Origin of the sequence: Cryobacterium sp. TMN-39-2, assembly GCF_004402745.1 — a bacterium.
Taxonomy (GTDB): domain Bacteria; phylum Actinomycetota; class Actinomycetes; order Actinomycetales; family Microbacteriaceae; genus Cryobacterium; species Cryobacterium zongtaii.
In genome coordinates this window covers 1-20952 of record NZ_SOFX01000022.1, presented here as the reverse complement: position 1 = coordinate 20952, position 20952 = coordinate 1, and the positions used below count along the sequence as shown (strand labels likewise).

Annotated in this window: 23 protein-coding genes and 2 pseudogenes; 10 read left to right on the top strand and 15 right to left on the bottom strand. The window is 60.5% G+C overall.

The annotated features are described in order from the left end of the window. Nucleotides 1-202 precede the first annotated feature (202 nt). Nucleotides 203-586 (top strand): hypothetical protein, encoded by a 384-nt coding sequence (locus E3O57_RS06995; RefSeq protein ID WP_103479761.1) that lies wholly within the window; start codon nucleotides 203-205, stop codon nucleotides 584-586. Then, on the top strand, nucleotides 573-1010 hold the full coding sequence (cynS, locus tag E3O57_RS06990) for a cyanase (protein ID WP_103460493.1): 438 nt from the start codon (nucleotides 573-575) through the stop codon (nucleotides 1008-1010). The genes E3O57_RS06995 and cynS overlap by 14 nt, the downstream gene beginning before the upstream one ends. Before the next feature lie 53 nt (nucleotides 1011-1063). Here cynS and E3O57_RS06985 read toward each other — a convergent pair whose 3' ends face one another. After that, entirely contained in the window at nucleotides 1064-1936 is an 873-nt protein-coding gene (locus E3O57_RS06985) for an HAD hydrolase family protein (RefSeq protein WP_103460492.1), read from the bottom strand. Nucleotides 1937-2064: 128 nt separating this feature from the next. On the opposite strand from E3O57_RS06985, the gene E3O57_RS06980 reads away from it, so the two are divergent. Then, nucleotides 2065-3012: a GlxA family transcriptional regulator gene (locus tag E3O57_RS06980; protein ID WP_165787979.1), complete on the top strand. Its 948-nt coding sequence runs from the start codon at nucleotides 2065-2067 to the stop codon at nucleotides 3010-3012. A 23-nt stretch (nucleotides 3013-3035) separates the two neighbouring features. Here E3O57_RS06980 and E3O57_RS06975 read toward each other — a convergent pair whose 3' ends face one another. Continuing rightward, nucleotides 3036-4253: an MFS transporter gene (locus tag E3O57_RS06975; protein ID WP_103479760.1), complete on the bottom strand. Its 1218-nt coding sequence runs from the start codon at nucleotides 4251-4253 to the stop codon at nucleotides 3036-3038. Nucleotides 4254-4830: 577 nt separating this feature from the next. Here E3O57_RS06975 and E3O57_RS06970 point away from each other — a divergent pair. Then, entirely contained in the window at nucleotides 4831-5346 is a 516-nt protein-coding gene (locus E3O57_RS06970; protein ID WP_103479759.1) for an RNA polymerase sigma factor, read from the top strand. A 1050-nt stretch (nucleotides 5347-6396) separates the two neighbouring features. Next, nucleotides 6397-6666: a hypothetical protein gene (locus tag E3O57_RS06965; protein WP_103479758.1), complete on the top strand. Its 270-nt coding sequence runs from the start codon at nucleotides 6397-6399 to the stop codon at nucleotides 6664-6666. Between the two features lie 20 nt (nucleotides 6667-6686). Here E3O57_RS06965 and E3O57_RS06960 read toward each other — a convergent pair whose 3' ends face one another. After that, nucleotides 6687-6932 carry a hypothetical protein gene (locus tag E3O57_RS06960; RefSeq protein WP_103460486.1) on the bottom strand — a complete coding sequence of 82 codons (246 nt, stop codon included), beginning with the start codon at nucleotides 6930-6932 and terminating at the stop codon, nucleotides 6687-6689. A 654-nt stretch (nucleotides 6933-7586) separates the two neighbouring features. Between E3O57_RS06960 and E3O57_RS06955 the strand changes: the two genes are divergently transcribed. Further along, nucleotides 7587-8792, top strand: a complete 1206-nt coding sequence (locus E3O57_RS06955; RefSeq protein WP_103479757.1) for an epoxide hydrolase family protein — start codon at nucleotides 7587-7589, stop codon at nucleotides 8790-8792. Here the strand turns inward: E3O57_RS06955 and E3O57_RS19195 are convergent. After that, the gene (locus tag E3O57_RS19195; RefSeq protein ID WP_304991710.1) at nucleotides 8732-9049 is read right to left on the bottom strand and encodes a helix-turn-helix domain-containing protein; all 318 of its coding nucleotides are present in this window, start codon (nucleotides 9047-9049) and stop codon (nucleotides 8732-8734) included. The genes E3O57_RS06955 and E3O57_RS19195 overlap by 61 nt on opposite strands. Before the next feature lie 167 nt (nucleotides 9050-9216). Here E3O57_RS19195 and E3O57_RS06945 point away from each other — a divergent pair, with 167 nt between their 5' ends. Continuing rightward, nucleotides 9217-9837: an NADPH-dependent F420 reductase gene (locus E3O57_RS06945; RefSeq protein ID WP_103479755.1), complete on the top strand. Its 621-nt coding sequence runs from the start codon at nucleotides 9217-9219 to the stop codon at nucleotides 9835-9837. Nucleotides 9838-10416: 579 nt separating this feature from the next. Here E3O57_RS06945 and E3O57_RS18650 read toward each other — a convergent pair. Continuing rightward, nucleotides 10417-10575, bottom strand: coding sequence for a hypothetical protein (locus E3O57_RS18650; protein WP_165787978.1), 159 nt, complete (start codon nucleotides 10573-10575; stop codon nucleotides 10417-10419). Between the two features lie 448 nt (nucleotides 10576-11023). Here E3O57_RS18650 and E3O57_RS06940 point away from each other — a divergent pair, with 448 nt between their 5' ends. Further along, nucleotides 11024-11314: a hypothetical protein gene (locus tag E3O57_RS06940; RefSeq protein WP_103479754.1), complete on the top strand. Its 291-nt coding sequence runs from the start codon at nucleotides 11024-11026 to the stop codon at nucleotides 11312-11314. Nucleotides 11315-11375: 61 nt separating this feature from the next. On the opposite strand, the gene E3O57_RS06935 is transcribed toward E3O57_RS06940, so the two are convergent. From E3O57_RS06935 to E3O57_RS06915, 5 genes are all read right to left on the bottom strand, one after another. After that, entirely contained in the window at nucleotides 11376-11852 is a 477-nt protein-coding gene (locus E3O57_RS06935; protein WP_133159819.1) for a hypothetical protein, read from the bottom strand. Nucleotides 11853-12000: 148 nt separating this feature from the next. Further along, nucleotides 12001-12420 (bottom strand): hypothetical protein, encoded by a 420-nt coding sequence (locus E3O57_RS06930; protein ID WP_103479753.1) that lies wholly within the window; start codon nucleotides 12418-12420, stop codon nucleotides 12001-12003. Next, complete coding sequence (locus E3O57_RS06925; protein ID WP_133159818.1) at nucleotides 12417-13511, bottom strand: CU044_5270 family protein; 1095 nt, start codon at nucleotides 13509-13511, stop codon at nucleotides 12417-12419. The genes E3O57_RS06930 and E3O57_RS06925 overlap by 4 nt, the downstream gene beginning before the upstream one ends. Then, nucleotides 13474-14067, bottom strand: coding sequence for an RNA polymerase sigma factor (locus E3O57_RS06920; protein ID WP_241990336.1), 594 nt, complete (start codon nucleotides 14065-14067; stop codon nucleotides 13474-13476). The genes E3O57_RS06925 and E3O57_RS06920 overlap by 38 nt, the downstream gene beginning before the upstream one ends. A gap of 270 nt (nucleotides 14068-14337) precedes the next feature. Next, a complete protein-coding gene (locus E3O57_RS06915; RefSeq protein ID WP_103479751.1) occupies nucleotides 14338-15024 on the bottom strand; it encodes a hypothetical protein in 687 nt (228 codons plus the stop codon). Nucleotides 15025-15446: 422 nt separating this feature from the next. Here E3O57_RS06915 and E3O57_RS18645 point away from each other — a divergent pair, with 422 nt between their 5' ends. Next, nucleotides 15447-15623, top strand: coding sequence for a hypothetical protein (locus E3O57_RS18645; protein ID WP_165787977.1), 177 nt, complete (start codon nucleotides 15447-15449; stop codon nucleotides 15621-15623). A 667-nt stretch (nucleotides 15624-16290) separates the two neighbouring features. Here E3O57_RS18645 and E3O57_RS06910 read toward each other — a convergent pair. Both E3O57_RS06910 and E3O57_RS06905 read right to left on the bottom strand, forming a co-directional pair. Then, the gene (locus E3O57_RS06910; protein WP_103479750.1) at nucleotides 16291-17316 is read right to left on the bottom strand and encodes a nitronate monooxygenase family protein; all 1026 of its coding nucleotides are present in this window, start codon (nucleotides 17314-17316) and stop codon (nucleotides 16291-16293) included. Then, entirely contained in the window at nucleotides 17313-17924 is a 612-nt protein-coding gene (locus E3O57_RS06905; RefSeq protein WP_103479749.1) for a flavodoxin family protein, read from the bottom strand. The genes E3O57_RS06910 and E3O57_RS06905 overlap by 4 nt, the downstream gene beginning before the upstream one ends. Nucleotides 17925-17997: 73 nt before the next feature. Here E3O57_RS06905 and E3O57_RS06900 point away from each other — a divergent pair, with 73 nt between their 5' ends. Beyond that, the gene (locus E3O57_RS06900) at nucleotides 17998-18597 is read left to right on the top strand and encodes a TetR/AcrR family transcriptional regulator (protein WP_103479748.1); all 600 of its coding nucleotides are present in this window, start codon (nucleotides 17998-18000) and stop codon (nucleotides 18595-18597) included. Between the two features lie 483 nt (nucleotides 18598-19080). Here E3O57_RS06900 and E3O57_RS06895 read toward each other — a convergent pair. From E3O57_RS06895 to E3O57_RS18640, 3 genes and pseudogenes are all read right to left on the bottom strand, one after another. After that, nucleotides 19081-19335: pseudogene (locus E3O57_RS06895) on the bottom strand (recombinase family protein); the annotation flags it as partial. 556 nt (nucleotides 19336-19891) lie between these two features. Further along, nucleotides 19892-20239, bottom strand: coding sequence for an ATP-dependent DNA ligase (locus tag E3O57_RS06890; RefSeq protein WP_103430601.1), 348 nt, complete (start codon nucleotides 20237-20239; stop codon nucleotides 19892-19894). 343 nt (nucleotides 20240-20582) lie between these two features. Next, nucleotides 20583-20952: pseudogene (locus E3O57_RS18640) on the bottom strand (hypothetical protein); the annotation flags it as partial.

The following is a 20952-nucleotide window of genomic DNA, read 5'->3' as shown; positions in this document are numbered from 1 at the left end:
CGCCCCCAGATAGTGAACGCTGCACTCTGCAGGGCACGGCTCCAAGCTACGCTCTGAAAATTTCCGCATTCTTTCCCTTCTGTGTCGCTGGTGTTACTGCGCGCCGCTCGTTCGCATCCGGCCTCGTGCCCTGCGCAAATTGGCTTGTCGGTCCCGGCTCTTTTCAGCTGAAATGAATGCAACCTAGAGAAAGCGAAACAACATGACCTACTTCCCGTCCATGCAGAAGGCCACTCTGTCCGAACTTGAACCGGACGTCCACGGGCGCATCGCTAAGCGAACGGCGAGCCTGAATGGTGTGGAGGTCACGCAGATCACGTTCCACGTTGGCGCGCGCTGGTCCGCGGACCTCAAGGAATATGCGGGCACCGATCTGTGCGTGCTGCCACACGTAGCCCTCGTTACCGCCGGAACCCTTGCCGTCGAGATGAGAGACGGTGAGCATGCCGAGTTCTCCACCGGTGACGTGATGCTGCTCCCGCCCGAACACGATGCGTGGGCCGTAGGAGAAACCGATTGCACCTTCGTCGAGTTTTCCCGTGGCAACGACTATTACGACGGCGAGGTAACGCATGGAGAAGCGTGAGGCGGGAGAGCTGGCGAACCAACTGCGCCTCAAAATTGGGCTCACTTGGGAGGACCTCGCGTCGGCTATCTCCCGCCCACCGGTGTGGACCGCGGCCGCGATCCTAGGCTTCCACCCGATTCCGGCCGACCAGGCACGTGCCGTTGCTGAGCTGCTGGGCTTGGAGGACGACGCCGTCACAGCGATGCAGCGTCAGCCCTACCGCACAGCAGACGACTCGCTACGGAGCGATCCAACGATCTACCGGTTCTACGAGCTCCTCCAGGTCTACGGCCCCGCAATCAAAGAACTCATTCACGAGGAATTCGGTGACGGGATCATGAGCGCGATCAATTGCAATGTCGAACTCGGCCGCGTTGCTCACCCCGACGGCGATCGAGTCCGGGTGACCATAGAGGGAAAATTCCTCGCGTATCAATGGTGAAAGCCGGTTCTCGTGGGGGTGTTCGGTCTGACGTGGAGACGGCCTGGACACCTCTACCAGACGCGCTCAGGCTCCTCCGCGTCGGGACCAACTGGTCGGATTTCTGGACGTGTCAGGCCTAGAGCATCGAAGCCGAAGGCTATTCCTTCACGGTCAGGGCCTGGGATGACCAGGTCGGCGAGCCGGAGCAACGCTTTCGGGGATCCTTCAACGGCGACAGCAGTACCAGCGAAGGCGAGCATTTCAAGGTCGTTTGCCCCATCCCCGATGGCAACGACGTCGCTTTGGTCGATTCCGAATCGAGCGATGACAGCGGCGATACCGACCGATTTGTCAACGCCGGGGATGTAAAGCTCACCCGCCCTTTCCTTCAGCCCCGTGATGGAACTTGGAAGTGCCGCGATATCGGTGCCGATCTCTTCCGCGAGGACGGGAACCGGCACTCTGGAGTCGAAAATTGTGACTTTACCGAACGAACAATTGCTGAGGTCGTTGGGTATCTGAAGAGACGCGAGGATGTCGCTCGGCCCCTGGCCATCGCCGGGAAAGGCTCCAAAGAGAATCCCGTGAATCCGCTCGCGACTTCCGGGCGGCCCGAAGATCGCGGTGGGTGCTTCGAGGACGAAGGTTACGTCGTATTTCTCGAGGACGGAGATCGTTCTCGCTGCTAGGTCAGCCGAAAACCGCTGGTCAGACCAGACCTGCTCGTCAACCTCAATGTAGCCGCCAGCGGCAGCGACAAGGCCGTCGAATCCGACGGCCTGCACGTTGCGAGCGAGCATCGATTTCGGTCGGCCCGTGCACAGGAATATCTTGTGTCCGTTGGACCGCGCACGACGAACGGCTTCTACGTGAGCTGGTGGGATGACTCCTCGATCAGCGAATGTCCCATCGAAATCGATGAACACGGCCTTGGCGGTGGTCATGTCAGCGGAAGTGGGCGTTGGGGTAACAACTGGATGGGGCACGTCTCCACGCTACCGGTCTTGTCGCCGCCTCCGCGACTGGCCCGTGTGCTGCATTACGATGGCATCAGGCCAGAGGAAGGGTTTCTGTGAAGATCGCGATCTACGCATTCGATGGTGTCCCGATGTTTCATCTTTCGGTGCCGCAGATGGTCTTCGACGAGGTGACCCGGCAGGGGCTGGCCCAGTGGGAAACAGTTCTGTTCTCCGACCGCGCGGGCTCGATCCGCACTGCCGAGGGGTACACCTTGGGCCGGGTTATGGGTCTTGACGCTGTCCTCGACGCCGACTTGGTCGTCGTCCCCTCATGGATCGACGACGGCCGGAAGATCCGGCCTTCATTCCGGGCAACGCTTCTCAGCGCCCACGGTCGCGGATCGACGATCGTCGGGCTGTGCCTCGGGGCGATCGCCGTCGCCGACCTCGGCCTTCTCGAGGGCCGAAGTGCGGTGACACACTGGCACGCCGCCGGCGACCTGGCCCGGAGACATCCGAACGTCACCGTGGACGCGGACGTGCTGTATCTCGATCACGGCGACGTGATGACGTCGGCGGGTACCGCTTCCGGCATCGACGCGTGCCTGCATGTAGTCCGGACGCGCCTCGGCGCCGAAGCGGCGAACCGGGTCGCGCGAAGCTTGGTCGTCGCACCGCATCGGGAGGGCGGGCAGGCGCAGTACATCGAGCGGCCCCTGGCGCACCAAGCCGCAGCCGACCCCATCGCCGTCGCATCGACCTGGGCCCTGGAAAATCTCGGAGAGGATCTTGGAGTTGACCGCCTCGCGGCCGCGGCGCACATGAGCCGCCGGACCTTCGTACGGACTTTCCGTAACGCCACAGGGGCGACACCCGCCGCGTGGGTGAGGTCTCGCCGCCTCGATGAAGCCAGACGACTTCTCGAGACATCGGAACTCTCGGTCGATCAGATCGCCGCGTCCTGCGGATTCGGCAACCCCGTTACCCTGCGCCAGAACTTCGCCGCCGCGTTCGGCAGCACGCCGTCGAGCTATCGCCGCCGGTTCGACGCCCGGGCGTGACAGTCCGCTTCAACCGCTTCGGGTCAGCGACCCGCCGCACGCACAGGCAAAGGCGACCCAGCACGATCGGTCAAAGTCTCGGAAGGCCTGACGACAGGGGTGATGAATGCAGCGGCCGCGACCAGGATGAGCGGGGCGATCAGTGCCGTCCTGAGGCTGTAGTGGTCGCCGAGGAACCCGATGACCGGCGGCCCGACGAGCAATGCCACGTATCCGACCGTGGCCGCGAAGGCGACGCGCCTGGCGGGGTCTCCATCCCCTTCTCCTGCGGCGGACAACGCCAGAGGGAAGCCCAAGGACGCGCCCAGGCCCCAGAGGACGACGGCAGCCACTGCTGCGACGTGACTGTCAACGAAGATCACCAGGGCCATGCCCACTACGGCGCTGAGAACACCGACTCGCAGAACAGGCGCCCGGCCAAAACGGGCGACAAACAACCCGCCGATGAAGCGGCCGATCGTCATGGAGGCAGCGAATCCGGCGTACACGGCGGACCCCGATGTGGCGTCGAAACCGTGGCCGTCGACCATGACTAAGGGGAGCCAATCGCTCGCGGTCCCCTCCGTAAGCGCCATCGCGAGCACCAGGGCAGCGATAAGGAGAAGACGCGTGTCACGCCACAGAGGCAACCGAGGCGCCGCGGCCGCCGTGGGTTCCGCTCCTCGGGGAACCTGCCCGGTTGCGCGCGGGATACGCGGAGCAGCTGCGCCCATGATGACGACGGCGACGACCCCAATCGCCGACAAGTGCCACAACACCGGGACGTCAGTAGCGGTGAAAGCGATGCCCGCACCGGCACCGACGAGAGTGCCCAAACTGAAGAAGCCGTGCAGGGCGGGCAGCACGGGGCGGCCAATGGTCTTCTCGATGTCGGCGCCCTCGACGGTCATCGCAATCTCCCCGCCTCCCATCCCCAAGCCGAAGAGAAACAGGCCGATGACCGTCGCTGTAGCCGACGACGAGGCTGCCCCGACGCCGATCGTCGGCATGCTCAGGATGACCCCGATCGTGCCCGCGAGCATCACGGGCCTCGCTCCCCAGCGCGCGACGGCAGGACCGGACGCGAGGATGCCGATCATCGACCCGGCAGACAAGCCGAGCAGGATCAAGCCCATCTCCGATGTCGTCGCGCCCAGCAGATCCCGGATGGCTGGCGTCCGAGTAACCCACGAAGAGATCGCCAGACCGGGCAGGGCGAAGAGGGCAAAAAGTGCGAGGCGGCGTGAGTGCAAGGTCATCATGGTTCATTTCTCGGTCGTGGATACAGCGGTCAGGAATCGGCATTGAGATGACGAATGCCGCCCTAGGCCGCGAGCACGGCCTCTCAAATTCTGCAGGCGGCAGGCGATCTGGACCAGTGGCCTAGAAACCAAATAACAATGAATACGAGCCACACAAAACGTGTAGACGCCTCCCTGGCGTGCGCCACGACATGCAGCTCGAAGACCCCGACCTCGGGGTCGACGGCGTACTCGAACTGGGTGGTGAGGTCCTTGCTCGAGGCGAAGAACAGAGCCCATTGAGACCACCGAGTGGGTTCGCAAGCTGGTCGCACTCACCGTCGGTGCGGTCGAGCGCAAGTAGCGGTGCCGGCAAACCAAGGCGTTCCTCAGCGTCAATACCTTACTCACGGAATCGTCCCAAAATTGACATTTTGCCAGCGTTTTAGGCCGCATTGTGTCCGTATACTCAACGAGTGAATTCAGCCGATCGAAATCAGGAGTCCGAACCAGTGAGTCCTTCCGCCAGCGATCGAGCAACTCGATACTGCTGGCGGACGTCGGCCGGCTGCTCCTCGAAGACGAACCGGATAGCGTCTTGGTTGACGTCGCGACGAGCGGGAATTTGGTCGCTTTCGAGGTCTTAGTACGCCGCTATCGGAATCTGATGCACGGCTACGCCGTCAGGATCCTGAAGTCGTCTGCCGATGCTGACGATATCGTGCAGGAGACCCTCATAACTTCTTGGGACAAGCTACCAACCTTGAATGATGGCGCGTACGTGAAGGCCTGGTTGATGCGTGTGGTCCGCAATAAATGCCTAGACCGCATGCGCAGGAACGTTCCGGAGACTGCCGAGGATGACGACGGCACAACAGAAATTCTCGATACCGAGCCTTTCAAAGTCGTCGAAACGCTGCTCCAAAATGAGGCATTGGCCCTGGCCCTTGCCAACCTGCCGACCAACCAGCGCCGCGCCTGGCTGATGCGCGAGTTCTCCGACAGCAGTCACGCCCTCATTGCGGATGAACTCGATATCCCGGTATCGACTGTCCGTGGTCTCCTCGCGCGTTCACGCAGAAGCTTGGCAGGGGCGTTGGCCGACTGGCTCTGACTGTGTTTTCATCAACTCGAGAGGGAGCCTCATCGGCTAGCTCATCACCAGTGGTACGGAAACTGAATTTGACGTGCGCTCCGTTGACTTGTAGGTCGATATTGGCGGCAGGCTGCGCCGGGTGAGAGTTCGGTGTCTCTGGGTCTTCGTGCCGCGCCAGTATCGCAAATCCGTGTCGACGACGCCCGGCGAGATCTAAGGTTCGAACTGATCGACGCAGCCGGATTTCGACTTTGATTCACGACGTCACGGCGTGGCTCCTCGCCCTCCAGTACGCCGGCTCGAAATATTGACATTGGCCCGTCCGGGGTGTCAGCTATGTGAAAGCGCGAGTTGAGCAGGGGGCCCACTCGCGTGTGGGGGTGCTCATGAATCTACGCAACCGCTTCACCTCACGCCGCGGTGCCCGATGAGCACCGCCGCTACGCCCCGTCAAATTTTCGACCTGGTCGACTCGTTACTCTCTGACACGTGGCCTGTCCTGGAACGCGAGGCAATTGCGCTTCTCGAGAGGCATTCCTGCGACGTTTTGCTCGCTCATCGGCACACTAAACGTGCGGTTCGGGTCGCGCGTTGGCACTGCCCCGAACTAGACATCTGGGGTGCCTGGACGACCTGTCCCCCGCACGGGATCGGGCTCAGCGTCTATCTGTCGGACACCACCGCCACCGGCCCCACCATCTCGCTAGGGTACGGCGCCCTGACCAACGAGTTCACCACTCATCTGGGAGCGCCAGAGATCATTGACCGCAACCCCTACAGCCCCCGAACATCGTGGACTCGCCACAAACTTGCCGTCAGCGTCGACTCTTACACCCGAGAACACGAATGCCCCTTGATCAAACTGACAATTCAGCCGCTGACCACAGTCATCCGACACCACGTCACCACAACTAACCAAACCGCCTGAAATCTGGGGCACTGTCCGGCACCTCTTTACCCACCCGTTGCCTGAACTACCGGAAAGTTGAAGGCAAGCAGCCCTCGGCTGCAGGAGCGGCGATCGGCCCCTGGGCCCTGGTCCCCCCACTGGTACTCATCGGGCTCGGCATGGGCGCGTGTTTCGGCACGATCTTCAACTTCGCCCTCGGCGGAATCGACGAGCACGAGACCGGCAGTGCCAGCGGAGCCCTCAACGCAGTGCAGCAGCTTGCAAACGCGGCCGGAAGCGCCGCGATCACAACCGTGTTCTTCGCCAGCGCCGATGAGGCATCCGTAGGCGGCATGCTCGTGAGCCTCGCTGTGGTCGGCACCCTAGTTCTGGTCTGCTGCTTCCTCGTTCGACTCCTGCCCTTGGCAGCGCAAGTATCACTGCGGTGAATCCGGCTAGTCTTAATGGATCAGACAGGGCGTCGCGGGTCACCGGGACCACCCCTCGTGCCCTTGTGTGCCTCTTCGATGATCCGGACGTTCTTTACAACGGCGCTTTCGGTCATGAGCAGATCGAGCGAAGTGACGAACAGTCGGGCGATTTCTTCACTGCTCACATCAGGGCCGGGCACGTCGACCCGGAACCCCTGGGCCTGAAGACCACCCTCGTTCGAAAACACGATCTCTGCATCAAAAACAGCGCGATATTCGGTCATCTGGCAACACTAACGAGATGGTCGTTGACGAACACGCTGCCCCGCGGTACCAACTCGGCGATCACGCGACGCAACAGATAACCATCGCGCGCACGAACCCATCATTTGATCAGCCTTCGACCGGTTGGGTTAGACGCCTCGCAACCCATGGGATAGGAGACGTAAAAGAATGGTGAGGCATCGTCGCGGTGGCGAACACAGCATTGCGGCCGGGAGTCGCCGTGAATCAGGAATTTCGGAACGGTGGCATTCAGGCATTAGGGAGAGCGGCTTCCGGACCATCCATGGCCTCCATGCTGGTGGCAGGTGGTCGAAAAGGCGAACAATGCAATGGCAACAACGGGTAACCCTGCAACGCCAAGGCGACGAAGAAGCCAAGAGCCGAGTGGTTGGATTGCGTAGTTTTCCTTCTTATGGTTGTGGCTGTTGGGGGGGGAATTCGTTAACCAGTTGTACTCGATTGCAGTTGAAAGCGTGCGCTGTGTGGTGTTGTCGGCGGAGGCGGACACGGCGTCAGGCAGATCGGGAGGGTCGGTGCCAACGCCCTAGGTTGTCAGAGAGACGGCGAACTGCGGTCCACTGGACATCTCGACGGGAGTGACTTTCGGTGGGCTGCAAGAGTCGGCGGGACTAGTCCATCGGTAGAGTTTTGCGATGAAGAGTTTCCACATTTCGGTGCCAGAGTCGGATCTTGTTGATCTACGGCAACGGCTTCTTCGTACACGCTTACCGGAGGCAACGCCTGGGACGGAGTGGGCTGCTGGAGTTCCGAAGTCTTACTTGCAGAATCTCGTGACCTACTGGGAAGCCGAGTTTGACTGGCGCGCTCAGGAACGCTGGTTGAACTCATTCCCGCAATTCACTGCTGACATCGACTCCCAGTCAGTCCACTTTGTTCACGTGAAGTCATCCCATCCTCATGCCGTCCCTCTTGTCCTTAGCCATGGATGGCCCTACTCGTTTGCCGAGATGCTCCCACTCGTCACTCACCTGTCCGACTTCGACCTCGTCATCCCCTCGCTACCCGGATTCGTGTTCTCCGACGCCCCCACCGGATTTTTCACCGACACAAGTACGGCGCGAACGATACATAAGCTGATGACAGATGTCCTCGGCTATGCCCGGTACGGCACCTATGGTGAGGACATTGGCGCCTCCGTCAGTCATAGCCTGGCGTCACTCTTCCCGGACTCAGTGCTCGGTATCTTCGTCACACACCCCGCAGTGCCCCCGGTTGACGACCGGAAAGACCTCTCCGCGGCAGAAGACGCCTTCATTGCATGGCTCGACGCGGAATGGGAGGACGAGACCGCGTATGCGCATCTGCAAAGCACCCGCCCCGACACGGTCGCCGCCGCCTTGAATGACTCGCCAGCCGGGCTTGCCGCCTGGATTCTCGAAAAGTTTCGCTCGTGGAGCGACAGACGCAGCGGCCCGACGGAACTCACTCTTGATGAAAAGTTCTCTCGAGACGACCTTCTGCGGACGATTTCGCTGTACTGGTTCACTCAATCCATTGGGTCGTCATTCCGCTCCTACTACCACCTGCGGCACCGCGAGAAGCGTGGCGCCGTTCACGTCCCGACCGGCATCGCCGTCGGGACAGGAGACCTCGGATACCCCCGTGAACTTGCCCAGCGCACGTACACCGACATCCGAAGCTTCGCCGTGCTCCCCCACGGTGGTCACTTCACGGCTAAAGAGGAACCCGAACTCGTCAGCGCCAACATCCGCGCATTCTTCCAGGGGTTCCTAACCGAACCGGACCCGACGCGACCTCCCGATGGCGCCCGGGGCGCCTATTCGGAGGTCGGAGAGGCGTCGGAGTTCGAACGCTCTCGGCCCTCCGTCACCGAGTGATCAGCTGCTGTAGCGTCCGCCCACTCCTCCGCCCAGGAAACAAGCGGCCCGAACGCCGCAGGTAGAGCGGCTCCAAGCGAGGACAACTCGTATGAACCGTCGTGCTGACGGGCGACCAGCTTCGCTTCAGTGAGTTCACGAAGTCGGAGAGTCAGCGTCGAAGATGACATCCCGTCGCACTCTCGTTGAAGTTCCAAAAACGTGAGCGAGTGGCCCTGCAATTCCCAAACAATTCTCATGCTCCATCGCCGCGTCATCAAGTCGAGCAGCGCGAACAGCGGCCGCCCTGTTCGCGAACCCTTGGCAGGTCTTCCTGGAAGAGGGGTGGTTGACATAAAGCCACACTATCGCTTGCGCTTCGATATTCGAAGTGGTAGCTTCGGCTTCACTTCGATAGTCGAAGTGATCAGGGTTGGGAGCGGAAATGAAGATCGGAATTGTAGGCGCGGGCAACGTGGGCAACCTGTACGGCGAGCAGTGGGTGAAGCGAGGCCACGAGGTCGCGTTCAGCTATGTGCGCGATTTGGGCCGTCTCGAAGATTTTGTCGGACGGCTAGGTTCGTTGGCGTGCGTGCTTGAGGTGGAGAAGGTGGCAGCATTTTCGGACGTGGTCGTTTTCGCGCCGCCGTTCGAGCTGATTGCGCACGCGGCAGCGCTCGTCGGTCCAGCATCAGGAAAGGTGGTCGTCGACACCACTAATCCTTTCAACCCAGAGCGCACTGGGTTGGTCGATCTCGGCACCAACACTTCGTCGGCGAAGGTCGCAGACTTGTTCCCGGACGCCTTGGTGGTCAAGGCCCTACATAATTTGTCGGTAGATCAGGCCGCCGCTGGCATCAACCAGACTCCCTCCGTCATATTCATAGCCGGGGACAACAACGAGGCCAAGGACACGGTGGCGCGCTTAGTCGTCGACGCTGGGCTCATTCCCTTTGACACGGGTGAACTAACTACCGCCGATCTGAGCGAAGCACCTGGCCCCTTGTTCATGAACGTGTACAGCATGTCGGCGGTCGCCGAAGCGGTCGCGATCGCCCGCGGCTGACTGCCCCCTAACAAACTCGAGCCACACCGACTTCGCGGTGAGTTGGCGCACGATCGAACGGAGCTCTTCACCATCCAGAACGAGTTGGATCAGCTCTGGCAGATCAGCGGCGCGTTTGCATGAGTAGCGCAAGAGATGAGGACCTCCGTTGCATCGGCTTGAGTGTGGTCGCCCAATCCACGTCCGTATTCGTCCGGGCCGTGCGACGTTTCAGCTCCCGTAAATGGAGTATCTGGTGTCGTATCTGCTAATTCGAGCCGTTTCGGCCTGGTCGGGAGGAGGGACAATGGGTGGTTTCGCCGCGAAGTCCTGCGCCTGTTACTGCTGGGGTACCTGGACTCGAACCAAGAACAAATGATAGGTGATTCGGCCAATTCGCCCACCCGCAACTGAGGCGGAGTTCCGCGGATTTCCGCGGTTTTCATAGGGTCTAGTTTACGCTCTGGCACGGACTAGTACGGGCTCAATCTGGTCACACAGCGAGGTACCTGGTTCGTTTCTGGTCACACCGCCGACCGGTTCTGGCGCTGCCGGAGAGCTAACCAACACGCGCTGCCATCGGCAAAGCGCGACCTGGGGTCAGAGTGACGTGGTGTCCGTTGCCGGCGGGTTCTCGTTAGGAGTATCGCTATCGGTGTACTCGCCCTCTGCCTGCGTCTCGTCGGCGTCAATCTCAGGCGCGCCGGCCGCTGCCTCGGAATCGGTGTACTCACCATCGGCGTCGTCGTTGATTTTCATGGTTCTCCCTCTCGAACGGACAATCAGTCTATGTCGCTGGACTGACCAAGGACAGGCGTACGTGATGTGCCGTGTCCCCTGTACGCCTGCGGAGGGCCCTACGGGATCCGGGAACGCTGCCCTTCGACACCCCTGCACAGTCGATAGTATTCCCCTAGACGTAGTGCAGCTTCTACTTCAAACCGGCGCACTGTCTCTGGCGTTGGCTAGCTTCCCACTGGATCAAGAACGGGCCTGGCTCATGCGTGTGATTTTCGGCGCTACATGGCGGCGTTCTGTGATCGCTATTTAACGCATCGAACTGGATACTCGCGTTGGCTCAGAGCGGGTAGACAGCGTCTTCTATCCCATGGGAAATGAGGCAACTAGGTTATGAGACAGTCTGCGGTCGCCAGTTGTAACTGGCCTCTACAAGCGTCAAGTCCACAGCCTGAGTACGATCGACGCCATGAGCGGAATCAACGAAGCATCCAGTGCCCCGGACTGGCTCCTTGACCTCAGCCGTGCCGTTCGTCAGCCCATGAGAGATCCACGACTGGACAACGCTCGGGCGGCACTCATCGATATACAGGCCCGATTGGTTGCTCTGGACACAGAAGCAAAGCAGGTGGAGGCCGTACTCCGAGACTGCGCAGAGATCGGAATGACTAGCGAAGAAATTGCGGTCCGGATCTTATCGATGGAAGTCGTCAACCGCGTGCTAAACGGCGGTTCCCTGCTCGGAACAGACTACGACTAATCCGTCTCGTAACCCATGGGATACGAGGCAGCTGGGTTGCGAGACACGCTAAGGGGGCTGCTCAGGGACGAACTGAAGTCATCAGCTCGTCCAAAGTGACCATGGCGTTGCTCGACGTTTTCGGTATTGACCGGAATTTTCGAGCCAGGTCCGGATCCGCTGCGGTGGCCCGGAGGTACCGCTCGATGTCGGCGCGAGTTGCGAAGTTGAAAGGCTTGACTCTCAGGGCGGCCAGCGGCGCCTCCTCTTGGAAAGTGATGCTGCGGGCATCCTCTGGATGATCAGCGAGGGCAGCCTCGAGAAGACCGGACGGGATGTCCCGATGAAGGTTGCAGACCATATGTCTGACATCCTCATTCTCGTCCAGGACTAGCCGGGCGATCAGCTCAAACGAGAGGTCGGGCTGAAGTGCGACTTCTGCACGTTCCTCCCATACAGAATTCGCCACGAAAGTCGCGCGCATCTCCTCTGTTAGGCGAGGACGCGGCGCGCTGCTGCGCCGATAGACCGGGGCAGGAGGGGAATCATCATCCATCACAGGATCAGTCAACCTTCCATGCGGCTGCTGTGTATCAGCGACTGTTCAGGCGGTTTTGAACGCCTCATATCTCATGGCTTGTGAGGCGTCTCGTGTGCTCGAGTTAAGATTCCGCAAATAGCGATCTNGCCTCCAGCACGCGATTTCTTCAGCTGGGGCGGAATTGGGGCAAAACCACCGCGATGTCGTAGACCTCAACCTCAAGCAGACGCACTAACTCATCTCCCGTCGCCAACCATCGAGTCTGATTCCTGGATTCGTCCCAGCCGTCAAACGGGTCAAAGTGACGTTGCCAGAAAAGCGACCAGTCGTTGAGGCGTCGGCCCAGTTCAGAGGAGATGCCATAATCGTCCGGCTCCATGGCGTACTTGTCAGTGAAGCTCTCCCATAACGGATAGTCATGGCCCCAGTCGAGGAAGAACCGGATCCGGTGCAGCTCGCCTGCTTGCTCGTCGGAAGAAGACTCCGCCAGCTTTCGTTTGACCAGGGCGGTTAGATCGACGGAGTAGCCCAGCCGGAGGTCGACACCGGCTGGGTCGGGCGTTGAGGACTGATTGCGGGAGATCATCCCGGCAGGCCCATGTGTCCGTAAACGTTGCCTCCCGCGGGGGCTTCGTCCACCACTGTGGTGGTCACAGCCGTCCATCCCACTATCGCTCCCACTGGGAGCGGATAATCGCCGCCGAGCGCCACGACGGTCGTTCGTTCCCCGATCATTTCCCCGGTTTCGGGATCGATGATCATGTCGAGTCTGGTCTTCTGACCCGATTCCTGCCGACCAATGGCAATTCCTGTGCGTCCGTTGAGCGTCGCGACTCCCTCAGTGATCATGACGCCGGGGATCATGGCTGCGGCTTCGTAAAGTGCTCCGCGGAGGTCTGCTGGAATTCCGCCACCGCGGAGGGTGTCTGAAATCCAGACGAGCGCTTCACCGTCAGGTGAGGGGCCCTGGCCCAACGTAATGCGGTAGATGTTGTTGAGGAGCTGGTACGGGTCACGAGGCAGCGAAGCAAGCATCTCGACGTCAGAGCTGGGGCTGCCATAGAAGGCTCCGCCCGCGGCTCGCACGTTCTCCTGGTAGTCAGGGCTGCCGCGTTTTGCCAAACTCTGCTCCCACTCCGACTGCATCGCGGCCTCGGACTCAGGCCCGAAGGCTTGATACGGCTTCCTCATACCCCGCATCCAGACCCAATCGTCATTGAGATTGGCCGGGACATAGAGCTGGTCCTCGGTGATCGTGAGGAAGAAAATTTCGCGGCCGTTCTTGCCGGCGGGGCCCAGTCCGTTGTAGACCGCGCTCGTGTCCACCCGGAGATACTGACCTGGCTTGAGCACAGGGTCTGCTGTGGCGATAGTCAGCGCCGACGCTTCGTTAAGCACGGCAGCCGCCGCGGGATCGGCGCCGCCGCGCCAGCCGGCGAGCCCGATCATGTCGCTCATGATCAGGCCAGTCACGAGCGTGGCCGCCACAGCCGTGCAGGCAGCCGAATATCCAACTCGGCGCAGAACGGGCATGCGCCTGGCGACGGACGGGCGGGATGCCGGACGGCGGGATTCCTCAATGTGCGCCAGCAATGCCGCGCGACCGGAGTCGAGTGCTTGCTGACTCGGCTTGGGTGGGTCAGTACGAGCGCTGCGGAGCAGTGTCAGTTCGTCCATGAAAGGTCTCCATATCGGTAGCAATGTCGAGAGCGGAGCGAAGCAGTCGACGCGCCCGGTTGAGCCGGGAACGCACGGTGCCGAGAGGAATTTCTAAGGCATCCGCGACGCCTTGGTAGTCGAGATCTCCCCAGGCGTAGAGCAGCAAAGTGTCTCGGTCACCCACCGTCAACCGCCGCAGCGCACTTTCGATCCGTTTAGCGGATCGCGCCGCGTCCATCCGTGCGCCAGCAAGCTCGATCGCGTCAGGCACAACGTCAGCCGCGATTCCTGCGACCATGCCTCTCCACGCGACTGCCTCCCGCCGGGCATGCTGCTTCAGCAGCGTTGTGGCGATGCCCAGCAGCCACGGAAGGGCGCTGGTAGCAGATGCGTCGTACCCTCGCCGCTTGTCGAAGGCGACCAGGAAGGTTTCGGACAAGATATCGTCCGCGACCTCCGCGCCGATCCGGCGAGCCGCGTATCGGTGGATCGTCCCCGCATGCCGGTCGTACAGCGCCGCAAATTCTTCCGGGCTGCCGATCGATCTCTCGATCACCTCGTTGTCTGTGCTCACACTAGGTATTGCTCATTCACCGATAAATAGTTCACGATTCGACCATAGAAGCTGAGGACCGGCCCGCCGCGCAGACCTGAGCTTCCGCGCCACTCCAGCAGGCTCCATCAGCGAAGGCTTCGGTGTCTCGAAACCCAACCGATACGAGACAGGTCAAATTGCGAGACAAGTCGCCTGTTGCTCGTCGCCTCGACGACGTCTCGTATCGCATGGGTTATTAGACACTCGGGTTACGAGACAGTCAGCGGTCGTCGGGCCTGCTCGGGGGCATCAGTCGACGGTTCGCGCATCTAGTCCACCTTGGCTGACGCGAAGTGTGTTGAGGATGTCAATGGTTCGGACGACCAAGTCCGGTTTCCCTACGTGGTACGGGTCCCGACCGGGTTGGGAGATCGTAATCGGCATGTAGATGCTGCCACCCGTCGTTTTCAGGTGGAGCTTGATCATTGGGAACCCCTTGATCCCAATCGTGAATTCACCCAAACCTATTGACACAACGTCCGCCCAGGGTATGAACGTCGCCTGTTTGGGCGGGCTGTAGCCCGAATAGAGCGCAAGCCCTGTCTCGCTCGCGACAATCACGAAGAAATTGCGTCGATAGATCTTCTTCTTCACCCCGAGAGCGCGCAGTGCCCCTCTGAAGCTCACTATCCGATTGCCGAGATTAACGACCAGAGCATCAGGGTAGGCCGCAGACATCTGATCGGTCCTCTCGCTCACCCGGAACGCCCACAGCCACATGGTCCCGAATCCGACGAGAATGACCAGCACGACCGTGGCAAATGCCCCGATAACGGGAATTGCGTTTTGGAACTGGCTGAGTGGAAACTCCGGGTTCGGATTGAGAAGGATTACCAACCGCCCCGCCACGAAGATCGAGACCAGGACTAAGAAGTAGACGGAAATCGATCTGACGGGCTTGCGAGGCGTGGATGGCCTACTGATCAGGAACCCCAAGGACTCTAATTGCCGAGCCCGAAGTGCAATAGATCTGCCCTGCCACTCGAGTCACACGACTCACCAACCCAATCTTTAACCAAAGGCCACGTCGCATAGGCGATTGGCGGCCGCCTGTTGCAATTCTGGCACCAGCCTTGTCCTTGAGGGACCCCCCAAAGGCCCCAAAGAAGCGGCCGACGGACCCATCGTGAACCGCCACCGGCTCGTCGCCCTCCCCTGCATCAGCCCGGATTCGAGTCGACACTTGGTTGCAAGCTCCAGCCTCATCCCCAGGCCGTGGCGAGACAGGCGATCCGTGCTGTGTCGACTGCTCCCGTCATCCAGCACCGGCCCCGCCCGGTAACTCCATAAACCCGGTGAATCAGTGTCTGTAACGGGTCCGACCGCCTTGCAACGAGCGACCCGATGGAGATCGGGGTATGTCGACCTCGATTTTTGCCATTGCCGTCTACTTTTTAGATGTATTCGTAGAGCAAACAACGGCGGTGATTCTGTCTCGAAACCCTACGGATGCGAGACAGGTTCAGATGTTTGTTCTTTCAGTTCAACCGCTGTCGCTGTCGGAGGCCTACTGCCGCCACACCCGCCCCGAATAAAGCCACCAATGACATTCCAGCCAGCGCCAAGGAACTCCACCCGGGACGCTCGATGACGGTGTCTCCGTCTGTCGTGATGAAGATGCACTGTGGGCCAAGGGGGAAGGTGGTGATCGTCCCAACTATGGGCTGTGATGGATCCACATTGACGTCCACGGAGGGCAAAACGTCAACTAAGCAGGAGTATGTGGGGTCGCGGACCGAATAGACACCTGCGGCCACGGAAATACCGAGGAGGAATGAGAATACGCAAAGCACACCAATCGTCCTTCCTCTGTCTGACATGCTGCTATGCAATCAGATCCAAACCAACGTCGCAATCAGGCGAGCATTTGCAGAAAGTTTTGTGATCTTGAGCCAGGCGCTGAACGGCGCAAATCCCGGACATGCTGTCTCATATCCCTAGGGATATGACGCGTCTCACGAGCTGATTTCGGTCGGCGTTAACAGCCACGAGCGATCCCCAGTCTCGTAACCAATGGGTTTGAGACAGAAGGGTTACGAGACAGCGGTCGACGGACGAGCGTTCTCGCAACGTGGGTCCAGAAATATGGACGACGCAGCAGCTCCAGAACACCTAATTCGAAGCCGAGGCAAAGGCGCCGTATGGCAGCTCCTCCGATGGAGCGGACCAGAGGAGCTGCCGTTCTAGCGAGTTAGTAAGGGTTCATACGAGGGACTCCATATACTCCGCGGCCGACATTCTGCCAGCGAGGGGTGCGGCTTGTCCTGCCCACAGGTTGAGGTAGTCGCTCTCGCCGAGTTGTGCCGCGGCCTTGCGCAGCGGCTGCATGAGCGCGTTTTGTAGCGGGTACGGTGGAACGGCGCCTTCTTCGGCTGAAAGTTCTCTGATGAGGGAGTTCACGATGCCGCGAGCGTGGCGTCCGGAGAAGAGGCGAGTCAAGACGGTGGTTTCCGCATCTGAACTTGCGAGCATTTTGCGGTGTACGTCGCTCGCTCCTGACTCTGCCGTGGCGAGGAAGCCGGTGCCGATCTGCACCCCATCTGCTCCGAGAGCGTGTGCCGCGAGAATGCCGCGCCGATCGGCTATTCCTCCGGCAGCCACCACTGGGATGTCAACCGCGTCTGCGACCTGCGGGACGAGCGAAAAGGTGCCGACCAATGACTCTTCTACCGGGCTGAGGAACGCACCTCGATGGCCGCCCGCATCGCTGCCGGACGCAATGACGGCATCGAGCCCGGACGCTTCAATGACTCTGGCCTCTGCGACTGTGGTCGCCGTACCAATCAGCACGATTCCTTTGATTTTGGCTCGCTCGACGGCCCATACGGGCGGAAGCCCCATTACGAAACTGATGCTCGGTGGCGAGGAATCGAGAAGCGAATCAAGCTGCTCATCGAAGTTCGGTGCAGCCTCGACCGTCCCCGTCCATTCGACTCCCAAGCGCGCATAAAGTGGTGCAAGTCGCTTGATGTGTGGGGCTAGGTCGACAAGATCCTGCTCTCCCGGCTGCGGGACCCACAGATTGATCGAAAAGGGTGCGAGAGTCTGCGCGCGAATTCTTTCGACCACCTCACGAATCTCGCCCGGAGAAAGGATGTGAGCACCGAACGAGCCCAGCCCACCAGAATTCGACACCGCCGCAACGAGGCTCACACGGGAAATCCCACCGCCGAAGGGCCCCTGCACGATCGGATGCGCAATCTTCAACAGCGAGCTTAATCGGTTCATTCGCGCACCCCCGCGGCAGGCAGGCTACGCAGCCGAGTGGCGACCTCAGCAACTCGCCGCCCCAAATGCTCAGCGGTTCGCAGATCAGCCTCGGGCGGCGCGATAGCCGACGACGCATCCGAGGGCGATTGCGCCATCGCTCCGAGGAAACCGCCGAGGCGGTTGAGATCGTCGATACTCCCATTCGAGGAGTACAACCATCCGGGAGGAAGGCCCAGCGAAACCCAGTGCATGCCGTGTTGCGCCGCCAGCAGCGACAGAGATGTCAACGTGTTGAGCTTGTCGCCGTTGACTCCAGCCGAGTTGGTGAACCCAGCAGCTACCTTGTCCTTCCAACCCTGAACGGCCCACACAGAAGCGCTCGCTTCAGCGAAAGCCTGAAAGACAGCCGATTGGCTCCCCATGTAGGTAGGTGCTGCGAAGATGATCGCGTCTGCGGCCGACAGGCCGGCCCACAGTTCGTCATTGAGTTCGGCGACGTTGAACAACGAGGCCGAGCTTCCCGGGTTTTGTCGCGCACCCGCCACGATTGCTTGCGCGTGACGCTCGGTGTGCCCATAGCCGCTGTGATATGTCACGGCCACTTCGATGCTTGGTTGATCATTCATATTCATCCTCTCGATATGCCGAAACTAGACGACTGGTCAACTATACATATTTGACCGGTCGTATACTGCTCTTATGGGTCGAACAAGCGGTGCGCCACAACAGCTGGTCGAAGCGGCGAGGAGTCTCCTGCACGACCGCGGATACTCAGCCATCGGCGTAGCGGAGATTTGCGAGCGCGCCAACGTGCGCAAGGGCAGTTTTTACTATTTCTTTCCCTCTAAGCAGGCACTCACGGTTGCGACGCTCCGCACTACTTGGGCGGCGGAGAGAGGTCGCTGGCTCGAACTCCTCGATGACGAGGATGGCTTGAGAGGGCTCGAGACGCTCTTCCGCGAACAAGCGGGCATTCAGCTCGAACATCACGTCTCGACAGGTTCAATAATCGGTTGCCTCTATGGCAACTTAGCGTTGGAGACTGGCGCCAGTGAAGCGGATCTTCGTAGTTGCCTCAGGGAAATCTTCGACGATCAAAGTCAACTCGTATTCAGCGCGCTCTCTAAAGCGGCGGCCGTCGGCACATTGTCAATGAATAAAGTAACCATGGAGACCGGAAGAGGCCTCATTGCGCAATTAGAGGGCGCCGTGCTCTTGGCAAAACTCTATGATGACCCGTCGCGACTGGCGAACCTCTGGCAACAAATGGCCGGGTTGCTCGGCATTGCGCGGTCATAGGTCTTCATCCGTAGAGCCGCTCACCTGTCGGTGTTGGCGATTCATGTCGCGCCACGTCAGCTCGCGCCGCTCCGATCCGTTATCTCGCACGTGATGCTCGCCCAAGCTTTGACGAAGAACGGGCCGTTGCGCCGCCGATCAGCAACGGCACCGTCTTAGGGGCATAAGACGACTCACGGCCGTGATCTGCACTTTTACAAAATCACAGGAATCCCGCTGAGCGACGAGTCTCGTTACTACTTCGCATAACTATTTGCTTGAATTGCGGCACTCACCGCTAGTTATGAGACACCCCAGGAGCAGGCCTCGAGGCCGGCGACACGCTCCTGATCACGACGCTGAACTGGCTGGTGGCGATTAACGCAGAACATGCCTTAGGCACCAACTATCCCGACCACCAGCACCAAGATTCAGCGGCGTCCCGCTCACAGATTCGGCCTGGCGCGTCCCACTCAGGAGGCGCTCGCCTCGACGGAGAGTCCGTCAGGCCTCGGCGCGGAGGTAGGCATAGACGGTCTCGCGGCTGATTCCGAAGTCGCGCGCGAGAGCAGCTTTCGGCACGCCGGCGGCGGCCTTCTCGCGCAGTTCCGCAGCTCGAGCCTTATCGAGGGACGGAGTGCGGCCACGGTAGACGCCGCGCGTCTCTGCCGGTGCAATGTCCTCGCGTTGACGTTCGCGGATCAACGATCGCTCAAACTCCGCAAAGGCCCCCATGACGTTCAGCAGCAGGTCCGCCACCGTCCGATAGGGGATCGACTAGCGAACTATCCCCCTCAGCCGGCATCCCGTATCGAACTTTCGCCATAACGGTCAAGGGGGGTGTCGGCGCGCAGCGGCGCTAGCGTGATCCTTATGCTCCGCAGCGACCTGATTGGCGCTCTGATTCAAGAGCGGATACGTACCTGCGAAGAAGCATGCGACGAACTGGTCCGTGTGAGCGAGCTCTGCGCAGAGGAATGTCTAACGTTGCCCGGTGATGGAGAAATCACAACGTGTTTCCTCGCCGACTTGTACTGCGTTGAGATTGGACTTGTGACGGCCAGGGTTCTTTCATGGACGACCAGCGCTAATCACGCAGCAGCGATTCTAATCCTGGATGCCTGCGTGGAAGCCTGCACAGAGTCCGTGATCGCATGTGAGCGAATGGCTCGGCTCCACCCCAACTGGGTAACTTGCACACAAGCGTGCCACCGTGTGAGTAACGCCTGCACCGACCTGCGAGTGGCCCTATCCGCCCGATAGACGATCGTCTTCCGACCGCTCTGGTGGCTGGCTTTGCTGGACCTTGTGTGCGCTAAATAGGGCCAATGCTGCCCCGTCGTTGGCGGGTTAATTCCCGGACGAGCGGGCGCGGTTCTGGCATGACCGTCATGCCCTCAGGCGTGTTTGCAGACTTGACTAACGCTTCGACCCACTTCGAATCGAGGAGAGGCCCTCGGCCATCGGCGAACTTGAAGAAGAGTGGGGCGCCGGGGAATATCCAGATCGACCCCCACCCTCCGTCACCGTCCGTCTCATCCTTCCAGGAGAGATGAAAGCTCTCTCTTAGGTGGAGCTTGACCCCGATGGCGACCTGAAGATGAGCGAGTGTCCAGTCGTTGAAATAGATTGTGAGGCCCGAGTCGTACGTCAGGGTTCCCATGAGCTTTCCTTTCGTGCAGTGACTATGGCCGGACCATAACCCCACTGCGTAGCCTCAGGGAGGGGGTTGCGCGCTCCCGCGCTACTGTGTGTTCCATACTGCTCGGCGACGTAACGAGCACCCTGATTCAGGAGCGGATAGCAGCAGAACCGACGACGGCAGCGCCGTTCGTGTCGCGGATGACCTTGTGGCCGTAGCCGTCCTTGGTCCCAAAGCGCACGTAACCGTCATCAGCAATTGCGCCAGCCCATATCCAGCAGTCATCGGCAACAGGTCCATTGACGACGTGCGACCAGAAGCGTTTGGGCTCTGGGCTTTCAGTTCTCCCCGTCGAGGGCTGGGCCTAAGCCGTCTCTTTCACTTCATCGAACCAACACACGACGCCGTTCGCCGCTTGGGCCTTACCGACAAGGTCGGCTGTTTCTGCGGCGGAGGCCGCCGCAATTTTGAGAAGAAGCGTTACCTGCTCGCTCGCACCGGCGGCCGTAGCGGGAACACCGTAGAGACCGTGTCCGTCTGTGCCGCTGCAATGGGTGCCGTCGACTGCATCCCTGTGCCAGGTCGCTAACTGTGTGCAAACCTGGGCGAGCGACTGCTGTGCGATTTGAAGGGCGCCCAGCAGCTCGTACGAATCAGAGGGGCGCGGCACGGTTCGCGTGGCATGCGCAAGCGACCGGGCGACCTCGGCCAGCTCATCCGCAATCTTGATCTGG